At 64.5% G+C, this 8,094-nt stretch carries 8 protein-coding genes and 1 pseudogene; 8 read left to right on the plus strand and 1 reads right to left on the minus strand.

The features are described from left to right. Positions 1-846, minus strand: a pseudogene (locus QZ609_RS21835) (hypothetical protein); the annotation flags it as partial. 139 nt (positions 847-985) lie between these two features. On the opposite strand from QZ609_RS21835, the gene QZ609_RS21840 reads away from it, so the two are divergent. The 8 genes from QZ609_RS21840 to QZ609_RS21875 form a co-directional block, all read left to right on the plus strand. Then, entirely contained in the window at positions 986-2,038 is a 1,053-nt protein-coding gene (locus QZ609_RS21840; RefSeq protein ID WP_295499489.1) for a helix-turn-helix domain-containing protein, read from the plus strand. 141 nt (positions 2,039-2,179) lie between these two features. Continuing rightward, entirely contained in the window at positions 2,180-2,482 is a 303-nt protein-coding gene (locus QZ609_RS21845; protein WP_295499491.1) for a hypothetical protein, read from the plus strand. A gap of 345 nt (positions 2,483-2,827) precedes the next feature. After that, the gene (locus QZ609_RS21850; protein ID WP_295499494.1) at positions 2,828-3,280 is read left to right on the plus strand and encodes a GNAT family N-acetyltransferase; all 453 of its coding nucleotides are present in this window, start codon (positions 2,828-2,830) and stop codon (positions 3,278-3,280) included. Between the two features lie 180 nt (positions 3,281-3,460). Next, entirely contained in the window at positions 3,461-4,249 is a 789-nt protein-coding gene (locus QZ609_RS21855; protein ID WP_295499496.1) for a sulfite exporter TauE/SafE family protein, read from the plus strand. A gap of 263 nt (positions 4,250-4,512) precedes the next feature. Continuing rightward, positions 4,513-4,722: a hypothetical protein gene (locus QZ609_RS21860; protein WP_295499503.1), complete on the plus strand. Its 210-nt coding sequence runs from the start codon at positions 4,513-4,515 to the stop codon at positions 4,720-4,722. Next, positions 4,664-5,560: a 4-hydroxy-tetrahydrodipicolinate synthase gene (dapA, locus tag QZ609_RS21865; RefSeq protein WP_295499497.1), complete on the plus strand. Its 897-nt coding sequence runs from the start codon at positions 4,664-4,666 to the stop codon at positions 5,558-5,560. The genes QZ609_RS21860 and dapA overlap by 59 nt, the downstream gene beginning before the upstream one ends. A gap of 41 nt (positions 5,561-5,601) precedes the next feature. Beyond that, entirely contained in the window at positions 5,602-6,771 is a 1,170-nt protein-coding gene (locus QZ609_RS21870) for an iron-containing alcohol dehydrogenase (RefSeq protein ID WP_295499499.1), read from the plus strand. Continuing rightward, positions 6,768-8,094, plus strand: a 1,327-nt coding sequence (locus tag QZ609_RS21875) for a four-carbon acid sugar kinase family protein (protein WP_295499501.1), incomplete at its 3' end; no start/stop codon positions are given. The genes QZ609_RS21870 and QZ609_RS21875, both read left to right, overlap by 4 nt.

Consider the following 8,094-nt stretch of genomic DNA (forward strand, 5'->3'; position numbering starts at 1 on the left):
CGAGCCGGTGTCGTTCAGGGTGAAATCGCAGGTCGCGTTCTTGGTGAGCTGGTAGCTGCTGCCGTTCATGGCGACGGTCAACGCGGTCGCATCCACCGTCACCATCTGCGCCGACCCGTCGGACAGCTTGATCAGGCGGTGCTTGCCGCTCTTGAGCGCGGTGCAATCGGGGTTGGCGGGCGCCAGGATGGTGCCGAGGGTCGAGGCGCCGGCCGTGGTGCTGCCGGTGCTGCTGGCCACCGCGGTGCTCAATTCGCTCAAGCTGGTGCCGGCTTTGGTGATGGCCGACTGCAGCGTGTCCAGAATGGCGTCGTAGCCTTGGTGGCTGCCCGCGCTGATCGCGCCGCCCAGGATATCGCTGATGCTGGACGGATCGACCCCGGCGCTCTTGAGAATCGACACCAGGGCGGTTTGGGCGCTGCTGACCGCCGCCGCGCTCACGGCCGTGGTCGGACCAAAGGCTGCCGCAAATTTGGCCGGATCTTGTCCGCTCAGCTGGGCGAGCAGCAGTTCGGTCAGCGGCGTGATCTGCGCGGTGGTGGTGCCGCTGGCCGAGCCCGAGCCCGGCACCACGGAGTGCAGGACGGTCTTGCTGTCGCTGCTGGTGGCGGTCAGCACGCAGGGCAGGGTGCTGCCGCTGAGCGTGACCGAGTAGCTGCCGTCACCGGCCGTGGTTGCCGTGCCGGAGCCGGATGCGCAGGTCAGGTTGACGGCGGCGCCTGCCAGCGGCAAGCCGGTCGCGGCCACGCCGCTGACGGTCTGCGTCTGGGGCGTGCCGGAATCTCCGCCGCCGCACGCAGACAAGGTAAGCGCCGTAGCGCCGATTGCAATCGATGTGAGTTTCATTGTGGGCTCCCCCCGTGGTTAACGTTTAACGCGGCCTGGTTTTCTTCATTTTTCCGATGCCAGACTAGTCAAACTTCGTCGAACGATCTGTTCCGGGGCTCTCGGGAAACTGTGCTAGTTGTCTCTTTGGGAAAAGAACATGACAGCCACTTCGCAAGCGAGCACCGATTTGGTGCGTGTGTCGACCGATACCGTCCGCGCCCGCGACAAGGTCGCATTCTGGGCAGATCTGGTTTGCCAGCACTTGGTGCAGGTCGATTGCAATTTGGTTGTCGAACCGGAACAGTTCCACGCGGCAATCAGCTTGCGCAAAATCGACAAGATCAATCTATCGAGAATCGTCGCCGGGGGGCAACAAGTTGCGCGTACGCCGCAACTGATGGCGAAAGCGGATAGTGAATATTTTCTGGTGAATATTCAGCGCAGCGGAAACAGCGGCCTCCAGCAAGATGGTCGTTTAGCTGCGCTCAAACCGGGAGATATGGCTATATATACCAGCTCCAGGAGATACGATCTTTCGTTCAATGAGGATTTCTCACAGACTGTACTGATATTTCCCGCCGATGCCTTGCGGCTGAAAATCCCGGGCATCGACGCCTTGACTGCAACCGTCCTCAACAACCAGAATCCAGCCGTACAATTGTTTGCACGAATGGCAGACAATTATTTTCAAACCGGATTCGACGCGCTCCCGCTATCGGCTGTTGCTCACGCAGGTGATGCGCTCACGCAATTGTTTGCGGCAACGGTGGCGGCCTTTTCGCCTACCGCCGAAACGCAGATATCAAATCTTTCCGCATACCACCTGACAAGAATAAAGCAATATGTCGTCGATCATTTTCGCGATCCTGCATTGTCAGTGAGTGCGGCATCTCAGGCATTGGGGATTTCGCCCGCACATATTCACCGCCTATTCGAAGGAGAGTCGCAGACATTTGGTGCGTGGCTGTGGTCGTGTCGTTTGTTGTCATGCAAGGCAGAACTTGAAAATTACGCGAAGGCGCACCTTGCAATCAGTGAAATAGCGTTTAATAATGGCTTTAACAATTCCTCGCACTTCTCGCGCGCATTTCGCATGAAATTCGGCATGACGCCACGTGAAATTCGCGAAAGATTCATGGCCGTGATGAGCGAAAGATCGTGGCAGAATGCAGAGGAATCGACCAAAACATTGGTTAGGCGCGCGCGGTGAATATCAGCCCAGGTAAGCCAATCGCCTATCACGCAGCTGCGGGCAATCTATGAGAAGACGCATTCACGTACGCAAGCGGAAGCCGTGAGCGCGATGCTCTGGGTGCTGCCGCGACGTCAGCCCGAAGGCTAAAGCCTGCACATGACCAAAGAAGAACTCCACACCTTCCTGACCACGCATTTCGACTTGATCATCGACCCCGCTGAACGCGGCTCGGCCCGCACGTATTTCCTGGGCAAGGTGGTCTGGCACCCCGCGTCGACCACACGCATCCTGCACGTCCAATACAACGCAGACGACCGGGTTACCCACATCAAACGGGCGGTCTCTTCCGACAACAACAACAGCGTGTTCGTGCGGCTGCCGACGCCTTGGCCCGAACTGCGGCAGATCGTGGCCGACGAGGTTGCGCAGCACGCGCAACGCGCAGATCACCCAAACTGAACGGCACCCGAATTCATCGATGTGACCGGCGGGGAACCCCCGATTGCATCGCACGCTGCTTTCAGGGGTGTGGCGCAAACCTGGAACGAATTCGTTTGCGTGTCCCCCGCATGCGGGCTGCGTCACGCCGAGGTCGAGGTCACTTCCCGCACGATGCCCGTAGCCCGTGCACGGGTTTTATTTTCCTTTGCAATTCGGATGCTAGGCTGGGCACGCAGCCTTCTTGGGGCGTTCCCCTACCCCAAGAGAGGTGATGACAAAGGCGAAGACATGCCTTAAGACAGAGAGAAGCGCGCCGATAGCGTGGCATGAATCACGAGTGCGCTTCCTGGAGACAGCATCCCCATGCAGACGACCGACGACGTTCAATTGCGCGCGGCTTCCCCAGCCGACTGCGACCAGGTGGCCACACTCCTCAAGCGCTGTGGCCTGCCGAGTGACGACACCGAGCAGATCATCGAGGCGTTCCACGTGGCGCTCGACAAGGGCGGCCGCATTGTTGGGTGCGTTGCAGCAGAGCCGCTTGGGAAATCCATCGTGGTGCGCTCGGCTGCCGTCGATGCCCTGTATCGCGACCGCGGTATCGCCAGCCGGCTGATCGAAACGCTGCTGGTGCGCGCGCGCGGCACCGGCGCGCATGAAGCCTATCTGTTGTCGACCGCGGCGCCGGCGTACTTTGCGCGCTGGGGTTTCTCGCTGTTTCCGGCGGACAAGGCCCCGCCTGCGGTGCGGGGCTCGACGACGTTCCGGCATGCGGAGCGCACCTCGGCGCTGTGCATGCGGTGCGAGCTGCGCTAGCACGGCGCACTCGTCCCGCACACCAACTTTGCTGCACACGCCTCTGGGGGGCGTGTGCAACCATGCCGCCGACAAAGCGCCGCTCAACGCCGATGTGACGCCAGCGCGCCGATCTGAGCGAGAATCCGGGTTTTAATAACCACTGGCCGGCCGTCTGCGCTGGCCCGCTCTGTTGCCGGCATGACATATCACGTAGTTCTGACGGTCCTGGCCAACCTGCTGCTCGGCCTGGGGTTGGGCGCGGCGGGTGGCCTGCTGGGCATCGGCGGTGGTCTGATCGCCATTCCCATCCTTGGCGCGCTGTATGGGATGGACCAGCACCTCGCTCAAGGCACGGCGCTAGTGATGATCGCGCCCAATGTGCTGATCGGCTTCTGGCGCTATCACCAGCGGCACCCGGTGCACTTGCGCTCGGTGGCGTCCATCTGCGTGTTCTCCATGGCATCGACGTATGTGGCCGCGCGGTTTGCGGCGGGGCTGGATGCCAATCATCTGCATACGGCGTTCGCGTGGTTCCTGATTGCGCTGGCGGTCTACTTTGCCTCGCAGTTGCGGGAGAAGCCGCATGTGGGCGAGGGCGCGACGCACGACACGCCCGCCAAACCGCATGCCATGCCGGCGGCCGCGATGCCGGTGCTGGGCATTGCCAGCGGCGCCATGTCGGGCATCTTTACGGTGGGCGGCGGGCTGGTGGTCGTGCCTGCCCTGGTGACGTTCTTCGGCATGCCGCAGACGCGCGCGCAGGGCATGGCGCTGGCCCTGGTGGTGCCCGGCTCGCTGGTCGCGCTGGTCACCTATGCCCATGCCGGGCATGTGAGCTGGAGCACCGGCCTGCCACTGGCTATCGGCGGCATCGTCAGTGTGTCGTGGGGCGTGGCGCTGGCGCACCGGTTCTCGCCGTTGCGGCTGCGGCTGACGTTCTGCGCGGTGCTGCTGGGGACGGCGCTGGCGATGCTGCTGGGCAAGTAGCCACCAACAGTCCTTTGGCACGAAGCGCCCTTCCTTGCGAAGGGCGTTGTCTTTTGTGCGCGGCTTTTGCGAATTTTGCGCGATTCGATCAAAGTATCGTCGCCCTCTGATCCCATTGATGTGATGCGACGGGCGCTTTGAGGCGCCTGAAGGTCTCCAGTACTAGTACTGTTAGTGCTCTTTGCATTGCTTTTTTCCGGAATCCGGTCAAATCGATCGGCCTAGGGTAAACGTTGATCGGTCCAATCATTTTCGTGTCTATAATGACCGAATCGATCGATGTTGATGCCCGCCTGCGCAATTCGATCACCACCCATCTCACCCTTGGCAGCACCGCGCCCCAGCCGATGCGTGCCATGGGTTCCCGACAAACAGAAGGCAGCCCCCACGGTCGCCACGGAGACGGAGCACAGCATGGCAGTGTCGTTCAAAGGGATCATCCCGGCCCTGATCACCCCGATGACCCCAAGTGAAGACGTAGACGAAGACGGCCTGCGCACGCTGATCGACCGGCTGATCGACGCCGGCGTCCATGGCCTGTTCGTGCTCGGCACCAACGGCGAGTTCATCGCCCTCAATGAAGAAGAGAAGCTGCGCATTGCCCGCATTGCCGTCGAGCAGGCGCGCGGCCGGGTGCCCGTGATCGCCGGCACCGGCGCCTACGCCACGCGCGACGTGATCGCGCTCAACCGCAAGATGCAGGACGTGGGCGTGGATGGCGCCTCCGTCATCACACCGTACTTCAACGGCGCCACGCAGGCGGAGCTGTTCACCCACTACGAGCAGATCGCCCGCGCAACCTCGCTGCCGATCTTGCTCTACACGATTCCGGCCAAGGCGGGCGTCACGCTCACCATCGACACCGTGCGCCGGCTGGCGGATGTCCCCAACATCCGCGCGATCAAGGACAGCGGCGGCGATTTCGACCGCCTGCTGCAACTGATCAACCTGCGCCATGAGGAATTTGCGGTCTTCACCGGCACTGATTCGATGATCCTGTGGACGCTGATTGCCGGCGGCGATGGCGCCGTGGCAGCCACCACCAATGCGGTGCCGCAGGTCGTGATGTCGATCTGGAATCAGTTCCAGGCGGGCAATGTGCCGGCCGCGCGCGCCGCGCAGGAATCGCTGCGCGCGCTGCGCGACGCGTTTGCGCTCGGCACCATGCCGGTGGTGCTCAAGACCGCCGCCGAGATGCTCGGCATGCCCGCCGGCCCGGCGCGCTCGCCCGCCAAGCCGCTCGACGCCAAGAGCCGCGAGCGATTGGCCGAAGCGCTCACCATCTACCGCGCCGCGCTTGATGTTGCCTGACCTTGTTGCCTGACCTCTGCCCGCCTGCCGCCTTGTCCACCATGACCCAGACCTACCACTTCCAGACCGTCAAGCACATCGTCCACGGCGCAGGCAGCCTGGCGCTGCTGCCCGAGAAGCTTGCGTTGCTCGACGTGCCCGTCGCGCGCATCGCGCTCATCACGCAACCGGTGATGGAGCAGAACGGCGTGATCGGCCGCGTGGTCGAGGCGCTGGCCGCACGCGGCGTCGAGGCGCGGATCGTGCGCGGCGTCGAGCCCGAGCCGACCATCGAGAACGTCGAGACCGTGTTCCGCGAGCAGATCGTGCCGTTTGCGCCCGACGCGATCCTGTCGATCGGCGGCGGCAGCGTGCTCGACGCGGCCAAGCTGTTTGCGGTGCGCCTGACCAACGACCAGCCGCTGCGCGAATGGCTCGGCATTGACCTGATCCAGCATCCGGGCATCCCGCTGATCCTGGTGCCGACCACCGCCGGTACCGGCTCGGAGGTCACGCCCAATGCCATCGTCACGCTGCCCGATGAGGAGCTGAAGGTCGGCATCGTCAGCCGACACCTGCTGCCGCAGTTGGTGATCCTCGATGCGGAGTTGACGTTCGAGTTGCCCAAGCCGATCACCGCTGCCACCGGCATCGACGCGTTCGTGCATTCGCTGGAGTCGTACATCTCGACGAAGGCCAACCCGGTCAGCGACATGTTTGCGATGGAGTCGATGCGGCTGATCGGCGCGAACATTGTCGAGGCGTATCAGAACGGGCGCTCGGTCAAGGCGCGCGAGGCGATGATGCTGGGCTCGATGTACGGTGGCCTGGCGCTGACCGCCGCCGGCACTGCGGCTGTGCACGCGCTGGCGTATCCGCTGGGCGGCATGTTCGGCATCACGCACGGGGTGGCCAACGCGATGCTGCTGCCGCACGTGATGGCCTTCAACAAGGACGCCATCGTGGCACGCCTGGCGACCGTCGCACGCGCGCTCGACATCAGCCGGCATGACGACGATGACGAGACCGCCGCGGAGGCGCTGATCGCGCGCCTGGCAGAGTGGACAGAGGTCGTGCAGATCCCACAGGACCTGCGCCAGTTTGGCGTATCCGAAGCGCACCTGGACGCGCTGGCCGAGGCTGCCTCCAAGGTCAAGCGTCTGCTGGGCAACAACCCCAAGCCGCTGGGCCATGGGGACATCAAGGCCATCTACCAGTGCCTGCTGCCGTGAACGCCTCTACCCAAGCCGCGCCCAAGCTGCTGATCCTGGCCGACGACCTGTCGGGCGCCGCCGATTGCGCGGTAGCCGGCGTGCGGGCGGGCCTGCGCAGCGCGGTGCTGCTGCGCGCCGATGGTGGGCAACCGGCCGGGGCCGATGTGCTGGCGCTGGACACCGACACGCGCCGCGCCAATGCCGTTGATGCGGCGGCCCGGCAGGTGGCCGCATGGCATGCGCTGGCCAGGCCGGCCACGCACCTCTATAAGAAGATCGATTCGACCCTGCGCGGCAACGTGGCCGCCGAGGTGGCCGCGCTGGTGCCGCTGGCCGGGCTGGCCATCGTCGCTCCGGCGTTTCCCGCTGCTGGGCGCATCACCCGCCAGGGCCGCCAGTTGCTGCACGGCGTGGCTGTGGAAGACACCGAGGTGTGGCGCAACGAAAGCATCGGCGGCCGCGCCGATCTGCGCGTCATGTTGGAGCGCCAAGGCCTTCAGACCGCCGTGCTGACGCTTGACGACATCCGCGCCGGTGCCGCCGCGCTGGCCGGTCGCCTGGCGGCACTACAGGCGGACGGTGTGCAAGCCGTGGTGTGCGACGCCCAGACCGATGACGACCTCGCGCACATCGCCGAGACCTCCGTGCGGCTGGCGCATGTGTTCTGGGTCGGCTCCGCCGGTCTGGCGCCCGCGCTGATTCGCGCGGCGGGGCTCGGCAGCGCCAACGCCGCTGTCGAAGGCGATGCGGCAACCGCAATCGCCGGGCCGGTGCTGACGGTGGTGGGCAGCATGTCCAGCGTGTCCCATGCGCAGGCGTCGGAATTGAAGGCCGCTGCCGGTGCGCGCCTGCTGTCGCTGGAGCTGCCCGTGGAAGAGCTCGACACACCGCAGGCGGACATCACCCAGACCGTCATCGATGCGCTGTGCGAAGGCCGCGACGTGCTGGTCACGCTCAGCCAAACCACGCGCGGCAACAGCGCCGACGGCCTGCACTTCTGCCGCCGCCTCGCCACGTTGCTGGCGCCGGCTTTGCCGCATGCCGGCGGGCTGATCGCCACCGGCGGCGAGACCGCGCGCGCCGTGCTGTCGACCGCCGGCATCGACGCGCTGCGCCTGTGCGACGAAATCGAATCCGGCATGCCGCTGCTGCATGCCCAACTTACTGGCGTCGGCGGCGTGCTGCCGGTCGTCACCAAGGCGGGGGGCTTCGGCACACCCGGCTCCCTGCATGCCGCTTGGCGACGGTTGATCGAAACCGCAGCCAGCACCCCACCCAAAGGAACTCACGCAATGACCTATCGTCCCGTCATCGGCATCACCATGGGCGATGCCGCCGGTA

It is taken from the genome of uncultured Ralstonia sp., from assembly GCA_913056305.1.
GTDB lineage: Bacteria > Pseudomonadota > Gammaproteobacteria > Burkholderiales > Burkholderiaceae > Ralstonia.

Coding starts and splice junctions, on each gene's coding strand:
- QZ609_RS21850 (WP_295499494.1), top strand. CDS start 2,828: ATGCAGACGACCGACGACGTTCAATTGCGCGCGGCTTCCCCAGCCGAC.
- QZ609_RS21840 (WP_295499489.1), top strand. CDS start 986: ATGACAGCCACTTCGCAAGCGAGCACCGATTTGGTGCGTGTGTCGACC.
- QZ609_RS21845 (WP_295499491.1), top strand. CDS start 2,180: ATGACCAAAGAAGAACTCCACACCTTCCTGACCACGCATTTCGACTTG.
- QZ609_RS21860 (WP_295499503.1), top strand. CDS start 4,513: ATGACCGAATCGATCGATGTTGATGCCCGCCTGCGCAATTCGATCACC.
- dapA (WP_295499497.1), top strand. CDS start 4,664: ATGGCAGTGTCGTTCAAAGGGATCATCCCGGCCCTGATCACCCCGATG.
- QZ609_RS21855 (WP_295499496.1), top strand. CDS start 3,461: ATGACATATCACGTAGTTCTGACGGTCCTGGCCAACCTGCTGCTCGGC.
- QZ609_RS21870 (WP_295499499.1), top strand. CDS start 5,602: ATGACCCAGACCTACCACTTCCAGACCGTCAAGCACATCGTCCACGGC.